Genomic DNA, 18,931 nt, shown 5'->3' with positions numbered 1-18,931 from the left:
AGAGTTCACCGTGGTGTCAGCACCGGTTCATTCCCGATGCTCGAGCGGTACGCGTGTGCGCGCGAGGTTGGGGAGCGTGTCAGCGTGGGAGGACAATCCTCTTTTCGAACGGCTGAAGCGGCAACGGAAGGATCGCGATGCGCGACGCATATCACGAGGAACTCGACTCGATCGGTGACGGCCTGGTCGACATGGCCCGGCTGGTCGGCTCCGCGATCGGGCGGGCCACCACGGCGCTGCTCGACGCGGACCTCAAGCTCGCGGAGAGCGTGATCGCCGCCGACGAGAAGGTGGACGACCTGCAGCGCGAGCTGGAGAACCGGGCCATCACCCTGCTCGCCCGCCAGCAGCCCGTCGCGACCGACCTGCGGATCGTCGTCACCAGCCTGCGCATGAGCGCGGACCTGGAGCGCTCCGGCGACCTCGCCCGCCATGTGGCGAAGCTCGCACGGCTGCGGTTCCCCAACACCGCCGTCCCGAGCGACCTGCACGCCACGATCCTGGAGATGGGCCAGCTGGCGCAGCGGCTGATGGCCAAGGCCGCCGAGGTGATCATCAGCAAGGACGTCGACGACGCCCTGCAGCTGGAGGCGGACGACGACCGCATGGACGAGCTGCACCGCACGCTCTTCCAGCACCTGCTCGACGACCGCTGGAAGCACGGCATCGAGACGGCGGTGGACGTCACCCTCGTCGGCCGCTACTACGAGCGCTTCGCCGACCACGCGGTCTCGGTCGCCAAGCGCGTCGTCTACCTCGTCACGGGCGAGCACGCGGACGAGCTGTCCCCGCCTCCCACCCCGATGCCGGCGGACTAGGGCCTGTCGGCCGCAACGGCCGTACGGCGCGGGACGACGCGGCGCGCGGGGCGGGTGCGCCCCCAGGGGCGGAACGCTTCCGCGCGCCGTTGATGCGCCGGTGGGGGATGCCGTTCACTGGTGGCAGGCATGCAGGCAGCCGTCACCAACGGCATAGGAGGGTAACCATGCCCGAGTCCCCCACGTCGCCCACCGCCCGCGACCAGCCGTCCCCCGAGGGGACCCCGCAATCCCCCGGCATCCGTGAGCTGCCGTTGCTCGGAGCGTGCGGCTGCGGTTCGGGCTGCGGATGCGGCTGCCAGTCCGGAGCGCCCTGCCGCTGCGGCGGCAGCTGCTGACTCCACCGAGTCCACGCCACCCGCGTTCCTCACGCTCGGGGGCCCGTCCGGTCGCTCCGGACGGGCCCCCGACGCCGTGTCCCCCGGGTCACCCGCCGTCGTACGCGCGCCGCAGCGCGGCGAGGTCCATCTTCTTCATGGACAGCATCGCCTCCGTGGCCCGCCGGGCCTTCTCCGGGTCGGCGTCCCCGACCATCTCCAGCAGCACCTCGGGGAACACCTGCCAGGACACCCCGTACCGGTCCTTCAGCCATCCGCAGGGGCCCTCCTCACCGCCGTCGGTGAGCTTCTCCCAGTAGTAGTCGACCTCGGCCTGGTCGGCGCAGCGGATCTGGAACGAGACCGCCTCGTTGAAGGTGAAGTGCGGACCGCCGTTGAGCGCCACGAACTTCTGCCCGTTGGCCGTGAACTCCACGGCCAGCACGGACCCCGCGGGGCCGGGCCCGGCCTCGTTGTAGCGGCCGATCGTGCCGATCGCGGAGTTCTTGAAGATCGAGACGTAGTGGTTCGCCGCCTCCTCGGCCTTCCCGTCGAACCACAGGCACGTGGTGAATCCGTCGGTGGTCATCGCTGCCTCCTCCTGACGCATGGGCGCGTACGTCCTAAGGACGGTGCCGGCGCCGGAAACTCATCGGCGTACGGCCATGTGCCGGTTCGCCGTCCCGGGGCCCCCGACGGGACTCGCGGAGGCGTCCCCTAGCCTGTGCCGATCACCACGGCGCGCGGTGATCAATTGGGAGGAGATCGTCATGGTTGCTGCCCCGGCACTGGCGGAGCTGCGCGAGGTCTGCCAGCCGCAGGCGAAGCTGCGGAGCCGCAACGGCGAGCACTGGGCGGGCCGCCTGTACATGCGGCGCGTTTCGCTCCGCATGACCCGGCAGCTGGTGCGGACCCGGATCTCCCCCGACACGCTGACGTGGACGATGGTCGTGTGCGGTGTCGGCGCGGGCGCCGCCCTTCTCATCCCCGGGCTCACCGGGGCCGTGCTGGCCGCCGTGCTCTTCCAGCTCTTCCTGCTCTTCGACTGCGTGGACGGCGAGGTCGCCCGCTGGAAGGGGCAGAACAGCGCGACCGGCATCTACGTCGACCGTCTCGGCGCCTACCTGGCCGACGCGGCACTGCTGACCGGGGCGGGCTTCCGGGTGGCCCACGACGGGTCCGCGTACTGGGCTTCGGTCGGCCTCGCGACGGCCCTGGGCGTCGTGCTGCTGAAGGCGTCCACCGACCTCGTCGACGTCGCCCGCGCCCGCCGGGGCCTGTCCGTCGCCGGCGACGAGGCGGCCCGGCCCCGTTCCGAGGGCGTCGCCACCGTCCGGCGGCTCGCCTCGGCCCTCAAGATCCACCGCCTCACCAACGGCATCGAGGCCTCCCTCGTCCTGCTCGCCGCGGCCGTCGCGGACACCCTGACCGGCAGTGCCGCCCCCACCGCTTGGACGCTCGCCGCGCTGGCGGTGATCACGTGGCTGATGGTGGTGGCCCACCTGGCATCGATCCTGTCGTCCTCGCGGCTGCGCTGACGCCGGGTCCGGCCGGCCGGGCCCTGGTCATCAGCAGGTGGCCCCTGCGGAAGCGCTCGTCCGGTCCGGGCTCCCGGAGCATGCGGCCGGTTTCGGTGAAGCCGGCCGCCGTCGCCAGGGCGGCGAGGTCGTCGATCGGCCACCGGTAGGCCGTCGTCACCTTGTGGTCGAACGCCTCGAGGGGGCCCCCGCCGGATTCGAAGAAGCCCAGCAGGAGATGGCCGCCCGGGGCCAGGACCCGGCGGAACTCGTCGAAGTACGGGGGCAGTTCGCCCGGCGGCGTGTGGATGACGGAGTACCAGGACACGATGCCGTCCAGCTCGCCGTCGGCGACGGCGTCCAGGGCGTCCATCGAGCCGACGTCGAAGCGCAGCTCCGGATGGGCCTCGCGGGCGAGGCCGATCATGACCGGCGACAGGTCGACGCCGAAGGCCTCCAGCCCCAGGTCCCGCAGGTGCGCGGTGAGGTACCCCGGGCCGCAGCCGAGGTCGGCGACGGTCCTCCCGCCGGCCGCCCGCACGCAGTCGGCGAAGGCCGCGATCAGCGCGCGGTCCAGCGGGAGCGAGCCGAGGGAGTCGCTGAACAGTTCCGCGTAGAGGACGGCGACGGCGTCGTACGCGCCGGCCGTCGAGACGGCATGGGGGGAGGGGTCCCTAGGAATCGGCGAACCAGGCACCGATCGACTCCCACTGGAAGGCGTCCCGCCAGGCGACCCCGCCCGCCGTCCAGCCCTGAAGGGCCGCGACGGCCTTCTCCGCGGACACCGTTCGCGTCCGGTAGTGCTCGGCGGGGGCGCGGTCGCGGTACTCGAGCTGGTACGTGCCGTCGGGGCGGTGCCACACCTGGGCGTAACACTGCTGGTCCGCGGCGCACTCCATGACCAGGTGCCCGTCACGCGGGAGGTTCAGCACCGCCTTCTCCAGCTCGGCGCCGAGGGGGCTGTCGTCATCGAGGCGGTGACCGGGGTGCGCGAGGGGGTCGGTGTCCACGGTTTCCTCTCCTTCTCCTTCCGGTTGGACGGGTGGCAGTCCGCAGGCGTCGATCAGTTCGAAGAACAGGTCCTCCACGAACGGGTCCGCCCGTTTGGCGAGCACCTCGCGCAGGGCGTCACGGTCCGCGGTGAACCCGGCCTCGGCGGCCCAGCCGGCGATGTCCTCCGCGGTCCCCGGCACCTCCGCGAGCATCCAGCGGACGTTCCGCGCCTTCTCGCTCTCCCCCGGGGGCGCGTCGTCCACGGCCGGCGGCGACCCGGCGATCTCGTAGTCGGCGGCCATCTCCGGGTCGAGGAAGGCGGACCAGACCGCCCCGGAGGGCGTGAGGCCGCGTACGAAGCAGACGTCGCTGTCGAAGACGCTCGCGATCAGGACGGGCGAACCGGTCGCGGCCACCAGCCTCTCCAGCCATCGGTCGTCGTCGTTGTCCGGAAGCGACCGGCCGAACTGCAGCGTCTTCCAGCCCCCGGGGCGCGGCAGGCACACGTCCAGGTCGTCGGCGGTCTCCTCGAACCCGCGCATCCGCTCCAACGGCCCGTCACTCCGCGCCAGTACGACATCGCCGGTGTACCCCATGGCTCCCTCCCCGAAGGCTGCCGCCGATGCTAGCGACGGCCACCGACATCGCTCGGTGCGGCCGCGCTACCCTGCTACTGGGACAGCGACTTCCGGGGGGGACCGTGACCGCACTGCCGGCGAGCGTGGACCGCGACATCCTCGATCACCGGATCATGTTCGCGGCGCGGACGATCCGGGAAACCCTGGGCTGCTCGATCCACGAGGCCATCGACCTGGTCGCCGTCCGGCACGAGGAACTGCGCCGGGAGCGCCCGGACGACTTCAGCTTCGGGCCCGAGGAGTTCGGCCAAAGCTTCTACTCCTGATACTCCTGAGCGGCGATGCGCGTGCCGAGGCCCGGCTATTCGTCCAGCAGCGCCCGCAGCCGTGCCTTCCGCCGGTCGGCGGCCGCAGCGGAAGGGGGCGGGGCCGCGCGCTGCCCCCCGTCCGAGGGCCCGGCCTGCCGTCCGCGCCGGGCCGCGTTCAGCAGGGCCCGGGCTTCGGCCAGGCCGGAGACCACGGCGACCGGTTGCCATGCATAGCCGTCCCATTGCGAGATGAGACGTGGGGCGTCCGGATCCACGTGAGCGCCCCGCGGCGGCCCCGCAGCAAGGGTGCCCGCACGAAGCCGGCCCTTCCTGCGTGCCTGCCGTTCCTCGCGGCGCTCCACCCACTGCTCCAGGGGCTCGTCCTCCATGCGCACAGGATGTCCCGGCACGCCCCCGGGACACCACAGCCGCGCGGAAACCGACCCCCGGGTTCGGCCCCCTAACCGCGCGGCGCGGGACCCTGCTTCCACCCCTCGACCGGACCGGGTCACGAAGCTTCGTTTCCAGAGGGTCCAGGACTTGCCGCATCTGGGCCTGGACGGCGTCGGCGTCGGCGTCGGGCTGTGACCGTCCGCGAACGTCCCTGGTCGTACGCCCCGATGAGGGACCGTTGTAGCGCAGTGAGACACTCCGATGCTTGCCCTGTGCCTGGTCCGTCTTGCTGACTGGGCCGGTCTGAGCCTGCCGTGGCAACATGCCGGCATGCCGAGTTTCCCAAGCAGTGACGATCTTACGGAGGCAATCGAGGACGGTCTGTCGCCTTCGTGGTCCGTGCGGGCCGCTGCTGGCCCGCGACTTGCCCCGCACGCGGGAGTTGCGTCCGCTGCGGCCGTTCTGGAAGGCCTGTTGCTCGATCCAGAGAACACGTTCGTGACCAGGGTTACCGCAGAAGCCCTCCTGAGGCAGGGGTCCTTGGCCGCGGTGCGGCTTGTGGCCCGTGCTGTCGCTCGCGCTGACGACAACCACGGCGATTGGTTGCAGACTGCCGCGTACGATGTGGCCTGGCCGCCAGGTGAGGCGGGTCGTGCCGTTTCGGCTGCGTGCGCTGTTCTTGCCGACGATCCGGATGGGGCCGTCCGCAGTGGTGCCGCGGAAGTCGCGGAGTGGGTCCGCACGTAGCGGACAGCTCGCTCGCGGAAGATCCCCAGTTTGGAAGACTGAGGCTGCGGACCCGGCCTCACCTAGGGGACGCTGACCTGCGACAAATTGACCCCATCACCGCTGTTCCCCGTGGGTCCCCGTTCGGCACCGCCTCACCTGGCACGGCTGTGGCACGCCCGTGTTCCTGTAGGGCCCGACCACCCGCTACCAAGACAGTCGCGGATCCTGTTCGTGCTCAGGAGAGTGCGCAGGGAGCCCGCGGTCCGGCCCGTCCGTCCGCCACAGGGATCCGGGTCGCGGGCTACCGTCCCACCACGACGGCGGCGGGACGTGGACCCGCTGCGTGCTCGGGATCGATACCTCGACCAGCGCGCCGTCCTGGAACATCCACAACCCGAAGCAATCATCGTCTTCGTCGTGGAGCATCACCTGGACGCATTCAGGCCGGTTCCAAGGCAGCGCCTCCAGGTCTGCGAGGACTCCGCGGCGCTGGCTCTCCCGGTAGAACTCGAGGTACCACCCGCCGACGAACCAGTCGGGTATCCGCTCGAAACTGCCGCGCCAGGTGCGCGTCTCGTCGGCCCGCGTCAGCGGCTCCATAACGTCGTCCTCGTACTGTGCCAGGACGAGGACCTGCGCCATTCTGCTCATGAGCGCATGTCATCCTGTGGAACCACCCCCTGGCAAACCCGTTTCGCCCTTGGCCTTTGGGCTGCGACACCCGCTTTAGGAGCAAGGTGAGTCGATCGTTGGCCGAACCTGTGGATTCCCCGCCTCGGATGGACCAGGCGGCGCGGCCCGCTGCGCACCGCGCTTCCCCCTGACTCCCCGCCCGATCTGGAACGAAAGTGGCATGCGGTTATAGCAACCGCTGTGGCCGGTAGCACGTGGAAAAGCCGCCAGCCGGGCGCTCGACGTTCCCCGAGACCCTGTGGATCACGAGACTGTCACCCTCGCGCGACACCTGGTCGCCGGCGTTGAGGAACAGGGGCTGGTCAAAGGAGCAATAGTCAAGAGTTGTGGGTGAACTGATTTCAGCTTGAGCTGCGGTGGGTGAGGCTGGTCCTGGCAGCGTTGCGAATCCGCTTGGTGCGGCCGGCTTCGGCGAGGATCTCGACGGCCTCGGTGTTTGACCCGGCGGCGGTCTTGAGCTGGAGCCAGTTGGACGACGCGAGCAGGTCGGCCGGCTGCCAGGGCAGCTTGAGCGTGATGGCGCGGAAGAGTAACCACTCCCGCAGGCGCTGAGCCAGGAAGGGGTGGTCGATCGCGGCCTGGGTCATGGCCTGCGCCCACTCCTCGTAGGCGGGACCGGGGTAGAGGCCGGCGGCTCGACGGTCCAAGTGCCGCAGCACAGCGGACTGGGCCATCGTCTGGTCCGGATCAGTGAGCACGCTGCTGACCAGGTCAAGCTCGTTCGCTACGGTAACGTGCCCCAGCTTGTCGAGGTAGGCCGCGAAGCGGACGTGCTCGTCCGGGTTCTGCAGGATGTCGTGGACGTTCATGCGGCCTGCTCCTCGCGCTCGACCAGGACGCCGTTCTCGAATCGTGCACCGGCGCGGACCAGGGACACCAGGTGAGCTCCGGTGATCGCGCGCCATCGCGCTTGAGCGGACTCGACCAGCTTGAACACCATCGCGAGCGCGGCCGCGGGGCTGCCCGCGCCGCGGGTGACCTTGGTGCGGAGCTTGACCGTGGAGAAGGTCGACTCGATGGGGTTGGTGGTCCGCAGGTGAATCCAGTGCTCGGCAGGGAAATCGTAGAAGGCGAGTAGTTCGTCCCGGTCCTCGGTGATCTTCGCGACGGCCTTCGGGAACTTTGCCCCGTAGGTCTTCGCGAAGGTTTCGATCGCCTTCTCGGCGTGGGTGCGGTCCTCGGCGTTGTAGATCTCCTGCATCGCCTTCGTCGCGCCGGGCTGCGCGGACTTGGGCAGGCAGTTCGCGACGTTGCGGGCTTTGTGAACCCAGCACCTTTGCGGCCTGGCTGCCGGGAACACCTCGCCGAGCGCCCGCCACAGGCCCATGGCACCGTCGCCGACGACAAGCTCGGGGTCCCGCATGCCGCGCCGGCGGCAGTCGCGCAGCAGGTCGGCCCACGACTCGGTCGACTCCCGCAGCCCCTCGGCCAGGGCGATCAGCTCCTTCGTGCCGTCCAGCCGGACCCCGAGCAGGACCAGGACGCACGAGTGGGCCTGGACCAGCCGGACCTTCGGGTGCACACCGTCAGCCCACACGTAGACGAAGTCGCGATCCGACAGGTCCCGACTTTGGAAGGCAGCGTGGTCCTCGCTCCACTGCCTGGTCAGCCGTGTCACGGTCGCGGCCGACAGGCCGGCAGTGCCGCCGAGGAACTGTTCCAGCGCCGGGACGAAGTCGCCGGACGACAAGCCGTGCAAGTAGAGCAGCGGTAGCACTTCGGAGATCTTCGGGGACTTGCGGCACCACGGTGGCAGGATCTTGGAGGAGAACCGCTTGCGCTCGCCGGTCTCATCGTCGACGCGGCGGTCGTGCACCCGCGGGGCCTTGACCTCGACCGGCCCGGCCGCGGTGACCACCGTCCGGGGCCGGTGGTGGCCGTTGCGGACAACGAGACGTCGGCCGTACTCGTCGGTCTCGGCCGCCAACTCGGCTATGTACTGGTTGACTTCCGCTTCCAGTGCGGCGGCGAGCATCCGGCGGGCGCCTTCCCGCACGATCTCGTCGATCAGGGAGCCGGACTGGGTGGAGCCGTCGGCGGTGACTACGCTGAGCACGGGGCGTGCCTTCCCGACCCGCGCTGCAACGCGGGCCTACTCGGAGACCTTACGGATCATTCGGGAAGGTACGCCCTCCGCGTGCCCACCCGGAACCGATCCACAAGTCCTGAGTATTGCTCTGGTCAAAGCTGTAGACACGGCAGCCGGGAACGAAGTTGATTTGGTTGAGCAGCAGCATCCGGGGTGCAACGAGCGGGTCTCCAGTCAATCTCATGGAAGCCATAGTGCGTGCGACGGTGCGCAGTGTCAGCCGTGAGATGGTCGCGTGGGCGGCGTGGAGAGGCGTTGAGCCGACGCTGCCATGGGGAGAGAGATCGGGGCCCGTAAGCTTGCGGTGACTCGGGCGGTCTGTGGACCTGCCTGCTAAGGCCCGATGTGAGCGCCGATCTTCGAGGCTCGCGCGCCCTATGGGTGTGAAGGCTCCGCACTGGCTGCCTAAAGCATCGGAGCCCCGGCCGCCCCAGCCACCGCGGTTCTCACCTCATGCCCCTGGGCCTACCTCTGGGCGCGCGGCGGCGGACGGCCGTGCCGAGCGGGGCGGAGACAGAAGCATGGGCGCGGCCACCCGGCGGAGCGTGAGCGACGCCGGGTGCCTTGATGAGGTAGAGAACTCCGTAACTACCTCAGCAGCCTTGAACCACTCCGCTGGACTGGGCCGGACACATACGGTTGCCATGAATGGGCCCGTAACGTGCACCAACAGACTTGGAAAGCCTGTTGGGGGCAACCCCTCACGAGTTCGAATCTCGTAACCTCCGCCAGTGCCTCACCGGGCACGTTGTCGAAGGGCCCCACCGGTCGTGGTGGGGCCCTTCAATGTTCTCCGCCGCCGGCGAGCCGTCGGGGCGGTCCACCCGGGCCCGCTGTCGTCGGGGACGCCTCCGGTCGCGGGGCCGGGCGGCGAGCGGCATCGCGTCAATCGTTCTTCAACCGCCCGTCGATAAGACGTCGATGCCCACAAGGTTGCCTTATGTCGGCATCAGGAACGCCTCCGGCCATCAGCGGCCACCGGTTCCCGGCCGGCCGCGGCAGGTCGTCGCGCAAAAATCGAGAAGCTCGCAGGAAGCAGGAACGTGAACCTCAAGAACATCTCCGGCAAGTTCGGCATGGCCGTGGCGGTGGGCGCAGTCGTGCTGACCGCGACGCCGTCCGCGACCGCCGCTCCGGCTCTGTCGGGCACGGTCACCGTGGCCTCCCCTGACTGGGATCTCGGCACCGACCACTGCGACGACATCAAGATCCAGTCCAAGGGCAACGGTCTTTTCGTCGCCGCGGAGAAGGACTACACCGGGGGCGACTTCGGCATGCTCCGAGCCCGGTCGTCCTCCGTCGGGCCCTGGGAGAAGTTCTCCCTCTGCCCGATGGACGGGTACTACACCCTCTTCTCATACGGCACCGGGAGTTACGTGAGCGCCGAGAAGAACTACACGGGCGCCGACGTGGGCATGCTCAGGGCGCGTGCGGCCGCCGTCAAGAGCTTCGAGAAGTTCGAAGTCCGCTGCCCCAGCTACTGCACCATCAGGTCCCTCGTCAACGGCCAGTACGTGAGCGCCGAGTTGGCCTACACGGGCACCGGCTACGGCATGCTCCGGGCGCGCTCCGCCTCCGTCGGGGAGTGGGAGAAGTTCTCCTTCTCGCAGGGCTGAGACACCGCCGCACGGAAGCCGGGCAGGGGGTGAGGCGTCTCCCCTCCCGGTCGGCCGCGGCGCACCCGACAGCGGCGTGCACAAGGACCTCCCACGTTCGCGGATCGAAGGAGACGGTACCTGCCCGATACCTCGGGCACTCCGATCCGGGCCTGACCTGGAAGGTGTACGCGCACCTCATGCCGAGTAGCCGCGACCGTGCCCGCAAGGCTCTCGGGCTGGCGCTCCGGCCGCAAGACTCTGGGCACTGAGGGCCCACACTGGGCCCAGACCGTAAAAGCGCCCCCGATCTGCGCCATAAGAGCAGGTCGGGGGCGTGATCTCGATCCTTACTTCTTCTTGCCCTGGTTCTTCACGGCCTCGATCGCCGCCGCGGCCGCCTCGGGGTCGAGGTAGCGGCCGCCCGGGGTGACGGGGCGGAAGTCGGCGTCGAGCTCGTAGGCGAGCGGGATGCCGGTGGGGATGTTCAGGCCCGCGATGTCGGCGTCGGAGATGCCGTCGAGGTGCTTGACGAGGGCGCGCAGGCTGTTGCCGTGGGCGGCGACCAGCACGGTACGGCCGGTGAGGAGGTCGGGGACGATGCCGTCGTACCAGTACGGGAGCATGCGGTCGACGACGTCCTTCAGGCACTCGGTGCGCGGGCGCAGCTCCGGCGGGATGGAGGCGTAGCGCGGGTCGTCGCTCTGGGAGAACTCGCTGCCGTCCTCGATCGGCGGCGGCGGGGTGTCGTAGGAGCGGCGCCAGAGCATGAACTGCTCCTCGCCGAACTCGGCGAGGGTCTGCGCCTTGTCCTTGCCCTGGAGGGCGCCGTAGTGGCGCTCGTTGAGGCGCCAGCTGCGGTGGACGGGGATCCAGTGCCGGTCGGCGGCCTCGAGGGCCAGCTGCGCGGTGCGGATCGCGCGCTTCTGGAGGGAGGTGTGGACGACGTCGGGGAGGAGTCCGGCGTCCTTCAGCAGCTCGCCGCCCCGGACCGCCTCCTTCTCGCCCTTTTCGTTCAGGTTGACGTCAACCCAGCCAGTGAAGAGGTTCTTAGCGTTCCACTCGCTCTCGCCGTGGCGGAGGAGGATCAGCTTGTACGGAGCTTCAGCCATGGCAAGGAGTCTAAGAGAAAACCCCTTGGTGCCCTCCGGAGGGCCGATGTAAGCTGCGCAGGCCATCCTGGCCCATTACGCCTACGACGCCCCGACGCCGCGAGGAGCAGCCGCCGTGCCCGATGTCAGACGTGCCGTACGGGAGACCGTCTCGGGACTCCCCCGGACCTTCTGGTGGCTGTGGACCAGCACACTGGTCAACCGGCTCGGCGGCTTCGTCGTCACCTTCCTCGCGCTCTACCTCACCCTCGACCGGGGCTACTCCGCCACTTACGCCGGTCTCGTCGCGTCCCTGTACGGCCTCGGCGGCGCCGTCGGCGCGGTCGTCGGCGGGGTGCTGACCGACCGGCTGGGGCGGCGCTCGACGATGCTGCTGGCGCAGGTCGCGGCCGCGGCCGGCACGGCGACGCTGGCCTTCGTGGACGGGCAGGCGGAGATCGCGGGCGTGGCCACCGTGATCGGCGTGGCGAGCAGCGCCTCGCGGCCCGCGGTGCAGGCGATGATGGCGGACGTGGTGCCCGCCGCGGACCGGGTGCGGGCGTTCTCGCTCAACTACTGGGCGATCAACATCGGCTTCGCCGTCTCCTCGGCGGCGGCCGGCCTCATCGCCTCGCAGGGCTACCTCTGGCTCTTCCTCGGCGACGCGTTCATGACGGTGCTCTGCGCGCTGGTGATCTACGCCAAGGTGCCGGAGTCCATGCCGGGCCGGGAGCCCGCGAGCCCGGGGCGGTCCGCCGGGGCGGCCGGGGGCGGGGAGTCGCGGGTCGGCCTCGGGGTCGTCCTGCGTGACCAGCGCTTCATGTGGTTCGTCGCGCTGACGTTCCTGCTGGGCACGGTCACCCAGCAGGGTTCGACGACCCTCTCGGTCGACATGGGCCGCCAGGGCTTCTCCGCGAGCCAGTACGGCCTGATCATCGGGCTCAACGGCCTGCTGATCGTGCTCCTGCAGATCCCGCTCACCCGGCTCGTCGAGCGGCGGAGTGTGGCGGCGCTGCTCACCGCCGGCACGCTGCTGATGGGCTGGGGCTTCGGGCTCACCGCCTTCGCCGGTTCGGTCCCCTTCTACGCGCTGACGGTGGCGGTGTGGACGATCGGCGAGATCCTGCACGCGCCGGCCTCGATGTCGCTGGTCGCCGACCTGGCACCGGCCCACGCCCGGGGGCGCTACCAGGGCATGTACTCGCTCGCCTGGCCCGCGGCGTCCTTCGCCGGGCCGCTGCTGGGCGGCGTGGCGCTGGACCGGTGGGGCGGTGGCGTGGTGTGGGGCGCCTGCGCCGTGGTCGGCACGGTCGCCGGCGCCGGCTACTGGCTGCTGCTGCGGGAGCGCGGGGCGCAGGCCGGGCAGGTGGAGACGGCGCCGCCGGCCCCGGTACGGATACCGGAGCCGGAGCCGACGGCGGACTGCTAGCGCGGGAGGCGCAGGGCGCGCCGCACCTCGTACGGCGCGGAGCGCGCCCCGTACAACGGTCCCGCCGACGCGGCGCCGCCGTGGGAGCCGTCGTCGTCGAGACCTTGGTGACGCTCAGGCGGCGGCGAGGCTACTCGGCACCCTTGCCGGCCTTGCCAATCAGATGTGCGAACGCGTCGAGGTTGCGCGTGGACTCGCCGCGCGCGGTCCGCCATGCGTGCTCCTTGCGGATCGCGTCGGCGAAGCCCAGTTCCAGCAGCGTGTTGAAGCTGCCGTCCGCGTTCTCGAGGACGGCACCCAGCAGCCGGTCGACCTCCTCGGGGGTCACCGCGACCAGCGGGAGCCGGCCGGAGAGGTAGACGTCGCCGAGCGCGTCGATGGCGTAGGCCACGCCGTACAGCCGGGTGTTGCGCTCCAGGAGCCAGCGGTAGAACGCCTCGTGGTTCTCGTCGGGGCGGCGCACGACGAAGGCGTTGACCGTCAGGGTGTGCCGCCCCACCGCCAGCGCCACGGTGGTGGACAGCTTGCGCGTGCCGGGGAGCTTGACGACGTACTCGCCCCCGGCTCCGGTCTCCCAGCCGAGTTCGGCGTCCTCCAGTGCCCGCTCGACCGCCGCGCGCGCCGCCGTCTGCTCCCGCTCACCCATGCGGCGATCGTAGGCGACGCCGCCGCTCGGCCATCGCACCCGCGTACACCTCGGCGGTCCTGGTGGCCGCCGCGTCCCAGCCGAAGCACCCCGCGTGCCGGGCGGCGGCCCCGCCCATGGCGGGCACCAGCTCCGGGTGCTCGACGAAGCGGCGCAGGGCGCGCGCGTAGTCGGCCGGTTCGTGGCCCGCGACGAGGAAGCCGGTCTCGCCGTCCTTCACGGCCACCGGCAGCCCGCCGACCGAGGCCGCCACCACCGGCGTGCCGCAGGCCTGCGCCTCGATGGCGACCAGCCCGAACGACTCGCTGTACGAGGGCATGACCAGCACCGACGCGGCCCGGTACCAGTCCGCGAGCCGGTCCTGGGCGACCGGCGGCTGGAAGCGCACGAGGTCGGAGATGCCGAGCCGGGCGGCGAGCTTCTGCAGGCGCTCGGGCTTGGCCAGGCCGCTGCCGCTCGGCCCGCCGACGACCGGGACGACGAGGCGGTCGCGCAGCGACGGGTCCTCCGCCAGCAGGATGGCCGCGGCGCGCAGCAGGATGTCCGGCGCCTTGAGGGGCTGTATCCGGCCGGCGAAGAGCGGGATCACCGCGTCCTGCGGCAGGCCGAGGCGCGCGCGGGCCCCGGCGCGGCCGCCGTGGGCGTCCGGCCGGAAGCGGTCCAGGTTCACCCCGGGGTGGACGACGGCGACCTTGCCGGGGTCGGCCTCGTAGTGCCGGATCAGCTCGTCCGACTCCTCGGCGGTGTTGGCGATCAGCCGGTCGGCGGCGTTGACGATCTGCGTCTCGCCGATGACCCGGGCCGTGGGCTCGGGGGTGTCGCCCTCGGCGAGCGCCGCGTTCTTGACCTTGGCCATGGTGTGCATGGCGTGGACGAGCGGGACGCCCCAGCGCTCGGCGGCGAGCCAGCCGACGTGGCCGGAGAGCCAGTAGTGCGAGTGCACCAGGTCGTAGTGGCCCTGCCGGTGGCTGGCCTCGGCGTGCATCACGCCGTGAGTGAAGGCGCACAGCTGCGCGGGAAGATCCTCCTTGGCCAGGCCCTCGTACGGGCCGGCGTCCACGTGCCGCACCAGGACCCCGGGCGCCAGCTCGACCGTGGGCGGCAGGGCGGCCGTGGTGGCCCGGGTGAAGATCTCGACCTCCACGCCGGGGCCCTCCGCGAGCCGCTTGGCCAGCTCGACGATGTAGACGTTCATACCGCCCGCGTCGCCGGTGCCGGGCTGGTGGAGGGGCGAGGTGTGCACGCTGAGCATGGCCACGCGCCGCGGACGGCGTCCACCGACGCCATGGCGGCGCAACCGGCGATGGGCACCACCGGCCAGGACCTTCGCCACGTACTGGCTCACGTCGCCTCCTCCACTTCTCCGACGGGCGGCCGAGCGGAGGCCGCCCCTGAACGGTGACAACCAGCGGAAGGCCTAGATCCATTTCCGCTTTGCCAAAGCGTGACCGTCGGCCCGGCCCGGATCCGGCGCCCGCGGGCTCGCATAGGCTCGGCGCATGCGCGCGACACGGCCGGTCGGAGAGGTGACCCGGGGGACGACCAACCCCAACCGGCTGCGCCGCATGGACCGCTGGATCGCGGCGCAGCACGGGCCCGCGCTGCGCCGCAGCGACGATCCGCTCGCCGTGGACCTGGGCTACGGCGCCGCGCCCTGGACGGCCCTGGAGCTGCTGGGAAGGCTGCGCACCGCGCGCCCCGACGCCGAGGTCGTCGGCATCGAGATCGACCCGGCCCGGGTGGCCGCCGCCCGGCCGTACGCCCGCGAGGGGCTCTCCTTCGCGCACGGCGGATTCGAGGTGCCCCTCCCGGACGGCCGCAGGCCGGCGCTGATCCGGGCGGCGAACGTGCTGCGCCAGTACGACGAGGAGCGCGTCGCCGAGGTGTGGACCCGCCTGCGGTCCCGGCTCGCGCCGGACGGGCTGCTGGTGGAGGGCACCTGTGACGAGATCGGCCGCCGCCACGTGTGGGTGGCGCTCGGCCCCGAGGGCCCGCGCACGGTGACCTTCGCCACCCGGCTCGGCTCGCTGGAGCGCCCCTCCGACCTGGCGGAGCGGCTGCCCAAGGCGCTGATCCACCGCAATGTGCCGGGCGAGCCCGTGCACACGTTCCTCACCGACTTCGACCGCGCGTGGGCGGCCGCCGCGCCCTTCGCCTCCCTGGGCGCACGGCAGCGCTGGATCCGCACGGTGCGCAGCCTGGCGGGCCCGGGCGGCTGGCCCGTCACCGACACCCCGTCCCGCTGGCGCCAGGGCGAGGTGACCGTCCGCTGGGAGGCCCTGGCCCCGGCACCGGACTGATCCCCGCGGCTCGGTCGCCACGCCGCCCGGACGATGCGCGGGGCGCGTGTCGGATCCGTACACGACGACGCAGGCGCCCCGCCGCACCGGGCCGATCCCGCCCGCCGACGGCAGCCGTCGGCACCCCTCCACGGCCGCCGAACACGTCCCGGGCCGGGCCGACATGGCGCCGGAGGGCGGTGCACCGGCCCACGGCTCTGGCCGATTCGCGTCTTCCGTGGCACCATCCACAGCCATGTGACGGACCGTCAGATGTGTGCTGCGGAGGTGCCCGCATGAAGCGTACGGCCTGCCTGGCCTGTGCCGCGCTGCTGCTCCTCGCCGCCCCCGTGCAGGTCGCGCACGCCGATCCGCCCCGCCCGCCCCGCACGCTCCAGGACGTACGGGCCGAGGTCGGCACCCTCTACCGGCAGGCCGAACGCGCCACCGACACCTACAACGCCGCGCACGAACGGGTCCTCGCCCAGCAGAAGGAGATCGTCGCGCTCGCCCGCGTCATCGACCGGGAGCAGATCCGGCTGCGCACCCTGACCGCCCGGGCAGGCGCGCTCGCCCGCGCCCAGTACCGCGGCGGCGGCATCGGCCCCGGGCTCGACCTGCTGCTCAGCGACGACCCGGACGCCTTCCTGGACGGGCTCGCCCTCGCCGACCGGGGCGCCCAGGCCGCCGGCACCACGATCGAGCAGTTGCGCACCACCACGGCGGAGCTGGGCGCCTACGCCCGCTCCGCCACCGCCGCCTGGGAGCGCCTCGTGGCCGACCAGAAGGAGGCGGCCGACGCCGAGCGGGAGGTCACCGCGCGTCTGACCCGGGCGAAACGCCTGCTCGCCGGCCTGGAGGCCCGGGAGCGGGCACGGCTGGAACGGCTGGAGGACGAGGCCGCCTACCGTTCCCAGGTGGCCTGGCTGCGCACCGACGCCGCCACCCACCTGCGCCGCAACGCCGCCGGCGCCACACGGCAGGGCGCCGCGGCGGTCGCCTTCGCCGCGGCGCAGATCGGCAAGCCGTACGAATGGGGGGCGGACGGCCCGGCCGCGTACGACTGCTCCGCGCTGACCCGGGCCGCCTGGCGCGCCGCGGGGGTCGGCATCCCGCGCACCTCGCAGGAGCAGTGGCGGCTCCTGCCGCACGTCCCCATGGCGGCGATGCGCCCGGGCGACCTGGTCGTCTACTTCGACGACGCCAGCCATGTCGGCATCTACGTGGGCGACGGCGCCATCGTCCACGCGCCGCGCCCCGGGCGGCGGATCACGATGGCGGGGGCCGGGTCGATGCCCGTCCTCGGCGTCGTGCGCCCCGGATGACCGCACGCGGCCGTGCCGGGCGGCTGCGTGGGGCCGCCGCGCTGTGACCTGCGTCCTGTGACCCCGGCCGCGTGACCCGTACCACCCCGTCTCCGAGCAAACGTGACGTTGGTCATGCCCGCTTCGTCCCTCCGCGGTCGAAATCCGCAGCTCAGAACCGCATATGACACGGGCGGTTTACCAACAGGGCCTCCCCCGCCGCCGGGCGCTACCGCTATGGTCGCCCTTCAGTGTTCTCGGAGCTGAGCAACCGATCCGACCGATCCGACCGCTCCGGGACGTTGCCCTCGGGGGGAGGGAAGGAATTGTCCGATGTCGCCGATGTCCGCGACCGAGCGGCGCACCGACCAGTACGCCGTCGTGCCGGGGCCGCGCCAGGAAACCACCCTGGCCGACGGCCGGACCTCCCCTGCCCTGACCCTGCTCGTCATCGGTGAGGACCCGGTCGGTGCCTTCACCGTCCCCGACCTGCTGGACGTCTCCGGCACACGGGTCCGCATCCGCCGCGCCCGCAACCTGACCGAGGCCGAGCGGCTGCTCAGGGACGACGTCAACTGCATCCTGCTGGAGCTGTCCGCCCCCGCCGCCGAGGGCGTCTCCGACGGGCTGGACAGCCTGCGGCAGCTGCTGCGCCTCGCCCCGCGCACCGCCGTGCTGGTGCTGACCGCCGGCACGGACACCGACGCCGAGCGCGCCGCCGAGGCCGTCCGCGTCGGCGCCCAGGACCACCTGACCCCGGCCGACCTGGACCCGTCCCACCTGACCCGGGCCATCCGCTACGCCGTGGAGCGCAAGCGCGCCGACGTCGCCCAGCGCCAGCTGACCGAGACCCGGCTGCTCGCCCAGGAGAACTCGCGGCTGGAACGCGGGCTGCTCCCCACGCCGCTGCTCCACGACGCCGACCTGCGCTTCGCCGCCCGCTACCGGCCCGGCCGCAGCCGGGCCCTGCTCGGCGGCGACTTCTACGACACCGTCCGCACCCCGGACGGCACCGTGCACGCGATGATCGGCGACGTCTGCGGCCACGGCCCGGACGAGGCCGCCCTCGGCGTCGAGCTGCGCATCGCCTGGCGCGCGCTGACCCTGGCCGGACTGTGCGGGGCCGCCCTGCTGGGCACCCTGCAGGAGGTCCTGGAGCACGAGCGGTCCCACGACGAGATCTTCGCGACCCTCTGCCAGGTCGACATCAGCCCGGACGGCCGCGCCGCCGACCTCTGGCTGGCCGGTCACCCGGCGCCGCTGGTGTCGCTGTCCGGGATGGCACCGCAGCTGCTGCCGTACGAGCACGGCGGCCCGGCGCTCGGGCTGCTGCCCCAGAGGGACTGCTGGGAGGGCGCGCGCTTCGAGCTGGGCGAGGCGTGGAGCCTGATGCTCTACACCGACGGGCTCATCGAGGGCCGGATCGGCCTGGGCGCGCAGCGGCTGGGCCAGGACGGCATGGTCGAGCTGGTCGGGCGGCAGCTGTCCGCCGGACTCGCCGGCGAGGAGCTGCTGGACGCGGCGATGACGGAGGTACGGGAGCTCAACGGCGGGGAGCTGACGGACGACGTCGCCCTCATGCTCCTGGAGTCGGGCGCCTGATCCGAGGGCCCGGCCGGTCCGCCGGCCGGGGGGAACTCCGCCTCAGCGGTTGAAGGGGCCGTACGGGCCGTCGCTGCTGCTGCCGCCGCCGCGCCGTCGCGGACCGGACACCTGCTTGAGAGCGGGACGCACGTCCACCGTGTAGACGATCACCGCGATCAGGCCGATGACCGGCAGGAACGACATGATCGGCAGGATCGCGATCAGCGCCGCCGCCACGGCGAGGATGATCAGCCAGAAGGGCTTGGTCTTCTTGTCCGCCGCCCGGTAGGCGTCCTCACGCCGGATGGCCGCGTCGACCAGCGCGAAGAGCGCGAAGACCAGCAGGGCGATGGAGATCCAGCCCAGCAAGTTGTAGAAGCCCTGCACCAGCATTGCCGTCCACCTCCGTCATCGGCTCCCACCGTACCGGCACAACGAGCCGGGCACGCCACGCGTGCCCGGCCCGTGATGTTCCGGCCGCTCAGGAAGCGGGCTTGCCCGGCGTCGCGGGCTTCTTGGCGGCGGGGGCCTTCTTGACCGGGGCCTTCTTCGCCTGGCCGTCCTGCAC

The 18,931-nt window shown here is 71.7% G+C and carries 19 protein-coding genes; 8 read left to right on the top strand and 11 right to left on the bottom strand.

The genetic code is table 11. The features are described from left to right. Window positions 1-137: 137 nt before the first annotated feature. Window positions 138-818, top strand: a complete 681-nt coding sequence (gene phoU, locus PV341_RS22885; RefSeq protein ID WP_499513183.1) for a phosphate signaling complex PhoU family protein — start codon at window positions 138-140, stop codon at window positions 816-818. A 426-nt stretch (window positions 819-1,244) separates the two neighbouring features. On the opposite strand, the gene PV341_RS22880 is transcribed toward phoU, so the two are convergent. Beyond that, window positions 1,245-1,724 (bottom strand): VOC family protein, encoded by a 480-nt coding sequence (locus PV341_RS22880; protein WP_500330240.1) that lies wholly within the window; start codon window positions 1,722-1,724, stop codon window positions 1,245-1,247. Between the two features lie 181 nt (window positions 1,725-1,905). Here PV341_RS22880 and PV341_RS22875 point away from each other — a divergent pair, with 181 nt between their 5' ends. Beyond that, window positions 1,906-2,673: a CDP-alcohol phosphatidyltransferase family protein gene (locus tag PV341_RS22875; protein WP_500330242.1), complete on the top strand. Its 768-nt coding sequence runs from the start codon at window positions 1,906-1,908 to the stop codon at window positions 2,671-2,673. On the opposite strand, the gene PV341_RS22870 is transcribed toward PV341_RS22875, so the two are convergent. After that, window positions 2,612-3,349: a class I SAM-dependent methyltransferase gene (locus PV341_RS22870; protein ID WP_500330244.1), complete on the bottom strand. Its 738-nt coding sequence runs from the start codon at window positions 3,347-3,349 to the stop codon at window positions 2,612-2,614. The two genes, PV341_RS22875 and PV341_RS22870, sit on opposite strands and share 62 nt — an antisense overlap. Next, window positions 3,327-4,241 (bottom strand): hypothetical protein, encoded by a 915-nt coding sequence (locus PV341_RS22865; protein ID WP_500330246.1) that lies wholly within the window; start codon window positions 4,239-4,241, stop codon window positions 3,327-3,329. Before PV341_RS22865 ends, PV341_RS22870 begins: the two co-directional genes overlap by 23 nt. Window positions 4,242-4,345: 104 nt before the next feature. Between PV341_RS22865 and PV341_RS22860 the strand changes: the two genes are divergently transcribed. Continuing rightward, the gene (locus tag PV341_RS22860; protein ID WP_500330247.1) at window positions 4,346-4,549 is read left to right on the top strand and encodes a hypothetical protein; all 204 of its coding nucleotides are present in this window, start codon (window positions 4,346-4,348) and stop codon (window positions 4,547-4,549) included. Window positions 4,550-4,584: 35 nt separating this feature from the next. On the opposite strand, the gene PV341_RS22855 is transcribed toward PV341_RS22860, so the two are convergent. The 4 genes from PV341_RS22855 to PV341_RS22840 all read right to left on the bottom strand — a co-directional run bounded on the left by PV341_RS22855 (window position 4,585) and on the right by PV341_RS22840 (window position 8,402). Continuing rightward, the gene (locus tag PV341_RS22855; RefSeq protein ID WP_500330249.1) at window positions 4,585-4,920 is read right to left on the bottom strand and encodes a DUF6087 family protein; all 336 of its coding nucleotides are present in this window, start codon (window positions 4,918-4,920) and stop codon (window positions 4,585-4,587) included. A gap of 937 nt (window positions 4,921-5,857) precedes the next feature. After that, window positions 5,858-6,304, bottom strand: a complete 447-nt coding sequence (locus tag PV341_RS22850; RefSeq protein WP_500330251.1) for a hypothetical protein — start codon at window positions 6,302-6,304, stop codon at window positions 5,858-5,860. 383 nt (window positions 6,305-6,687) lie between these two features. Beyond that, window positions 6,688-7,155 carry a hypothetical protein gene (locus tag PV341_RS22845; protein ID WP_500330818.1) on the bottom strand — a complete coding sequence of 156 codons (468 nt, stop codon included), beginning with the start codon at window positions 7,153-7,155 and terminating at the stop codon, window positions 6,688-6,690. Then, window positions 7,152-8,402, bottom strand: coding sequence for an IS256 family transposase (locus PV341_RS22840; RefSeq protein WP_500358873.1), 1,251 nt, complete (start codon window positions 8,400-8,402; stop codon window positions 7,152-7,154). The genes PV341_RS22845 and PV341_RS22840 overlap by 4 nt, the downstream gene beginning before the upstream one ends. A 1,076-nt stretch (window positions 8,403-9,478) precedes the next feature. On the opposite strand from PV341_RS22840, the gene PV341_RS22835 reads away from it, so the two are divergent. Then, complete coding sequence (locus PV341_RS22835; protein WP_500330816.1) at window positions 9,479-10,051, top strand: fascin domain-containing protein; 573 nt, start codon at window positions 9,479-9,481, stop codon at window positions 10,049-10,051. A 329-nt stretch (window positions 10,052-10,380) separates the two neighbouring features. Here PV341_RS22835 and PV341_RS22830 read toward each other — a convergent pair whose 3' ends face one another. After that, entirely contained in the window at window positions 10,381-11,142 is a 762-nt protein-coding gene (locus PV341_RS22830) for a phosphoglyceromutase (RefSeq protein WP_089227655.1), read from the bottom strand. Between the two features lie 115 nt (window positions 11,143-11,257). Between PV341_RS22830 and PV341_RS22825 the strand changes: the two genes are divergently transcribed. Next, a complete protein-coding gene (locus PV341_RS22825; RefSeq protein WP_500330814.1) occupies window positions 11,258-12,550 on the top strand; it encodes an MDR family MFS transporter in 1,293 nt (430 codons plus the stop codon). A 130-nt stretch (window positions 12,551-12,680) separates the two neighbouring features. On the opposite strand, the gene PV341_RS22820 is transcribed toward PV341_RS22825, so the two are convergent. Beyond that, on the bottom strand, window positions 12,681-13,196 hold the full coding sequence (locus tag PV341_RS22820; protein ID WP_500358872.1) for a YbjN domain-containing protein: 516 nt from the start codon (window positions 13,194-13,196) through the stop codon (window positions 12,681-12,683). Further along, on the bottom strand, window positions 13,189-14,541 hold the full coding sequence (gene mshA / locus PV341_RS22815; RefSeq protein ID WP_500330810.1) for a D-inositol-3-phosphate glycosyltransferase: 1,353 nt from the start codon (window positions 14,539-14,541) through the stop codon (window positions 13,189-13,191). The genes PV341_RS22820 and mshA overlap by 8 nt, the downstream gene beginning before the upstream one ends. A 154-nt stretch (window positions 14,542-14,695) precedes the next feature. Between mshA and PV341_RS22810 the strand changes: the two genes are divergently transcribed. The 3 genes from PV341_RS22810 (at window position 14,696) to PV341_RS22800 (ending at window position 18,381) form a co-directional block, all read left to right on the top strand. Further along, a complete protein-coding gene (locus tag PV341_RS22810) occupies window positions 14,696-15,496 on the top strand; it encodes a class I SAM-dependent methyltransferase (RefSeq protein ID WP_500330808.1) in 801 nt (266 codons plus the stop codon). Between the two features lie 275 nt (window positions 15,497-15,771). Then, window positions 15,772-16,800 (top strand): C40 family peptidase, encoded by a 1,029-nt coding sequence (locus PV341_RS22805; protein WP_500330806.1) that lies wholly within the window; start codon window positions 15,772-15,774, stop codon window positions 16,798-16,800. Window positions 16,801-17,112: 312 nt separating this feature from the next. Further along, window positions 17,113-18,381 carry a PP2C family protein-serine/threonine phosphatase gene (locus PV341_RS22800; RefSeq protein ID WP_500330804.1) on the top strand — a complete coding sequence of 423 codons (1,269 nt, stop codon included), beginning with the start codon at window positions 17,113-17,115 and terminating at the stop codon, window positions 18,379-18,381. A 42-nt stretch (window positions 18,382-18,423) separates the two neighbouring features. Here the strand turns inward: PV341_RS22800 and PV341_RS22795 are convergent, their stop codons facing one another. Further along, on the bottom strand, window positions 18,424-18,756 hold the full coding sequence (locus PV341_RS22795) for a DUF2516 family protein (protein WP_500330802.1): 333 nt from the start codon (window positions 18,754-18,756) through the stop codon (window positions 18,424-18,426). Window positions 18,757-18,931: the final 175 nt, after the last annotated feature.

The organism is Streptomyces sp. PA03-1a, assembly GCF_033792805.1.
Classification (GTDB): Bacteria; Actinomycetota; Actinomycetes; order Streptomycetales; family Streptomycetaceae; genus Actinacidiphila.
Note: the sequence above shows the minus strand (reverse complement) of the source record. Positions and strands in the feature narration are given on the sequence as shown.

Excerpts from the sequence above, each read along its gene's own strand:
- phoU (WP_499513183.1), top strand. The coding sequence starts at position 138 with ATGCGCGACGCATATCACGAGGAACTCGACTCGATCGGTGACGGCCTG.
- PV341_RS22880 (WP_500330240.1), bottom strand. The coding sequence starts at position 1,724 with ATGACCACCGACGGATTCACCACGTGCCTGTGGTTCGACGGGAAGGCC.
- PV341_RS22875 (WP_500330242.1), top strand. The coding sequence starts at position 1,906 with ATGGTTGCTGCCCCGGCACTGGCGGAGCTGCGCGAGGTCTGCCAGCCG.
- PV341_RS22865 (WP_500330246.1), bottom strand. The coding sequence starts at position 4,241 with ATGGGGTACACCGGCGATGTCGTACTGGCGCGGAGTGACGGGCCGTTG.
- PV341_RS22855 (WP_500330249.1), bottom strand. The coding sequence starts at position 4,920 with ATGGAGGACGAGCCCCTGGAGCAGTGGGTGGAGCGCCGCGAGGAACGG.
- PV341_RS22850 (WP_500330251.1), bottom strand. The coding sequence starts at position 6,304 with ATGAGCAGAATGGCGCAGGTCCTCGTCCTGGCACAGTACGAGGACGAC.
- PV341_RS22845 (WP_500330818.1), bottom strand. The coding sequence starts at position 7,155 with ATGAACGTCCACGACATCCTGCAGAACCCGGACGAGCACGTCCGCTTC.
- PV341_RS22830 (WP_089227655.1), bottom strand. The coding sequence starts at position 11,142 with ATGGCTGAAGCTCCGTACAAGCTGATCCTCCTCCGCCACGGCGAGAGC.
- PV341_RS22820 (WP_500358872.1), bottom strand. The coding sequence starts at position 13,196 with ATGGGTGAGCGGGAGCAGACGGCGGCGCGCGCGGCGGTCGAGCGGGCA.
- PV341_RS22810 (WP_500330808.1), top strand. The coding sequence starts at position 14,696 with ATGCGCGCGACACGGCCGGTCGGAGAGGTGACCCGGGGGACGACCAAC.
- PV341_RS22805 (WP_500330806.1), top strand. The coding sequence starts at position 15,772 with ATGAAGCGTACGGCCTGCCTGGCCTGTGCCGCGCTGCTGCTCCTCGCC.
- PV341_RS22800 (WP_500330804.1), top strand. The coding sequence starts at position 17,113 with ATGTCGCCGATGTCCGCGACCGAGCGGCGCACCGACCAGTACGCCGTC.
- PV341_RS22795 (WP_500330802.1), bottom strand. The coding sequence starts at position 18,756 with ATGCTGGTGCAGGGCTTCTACAACTTGCTGGGCTGGATCTCCATCGCC.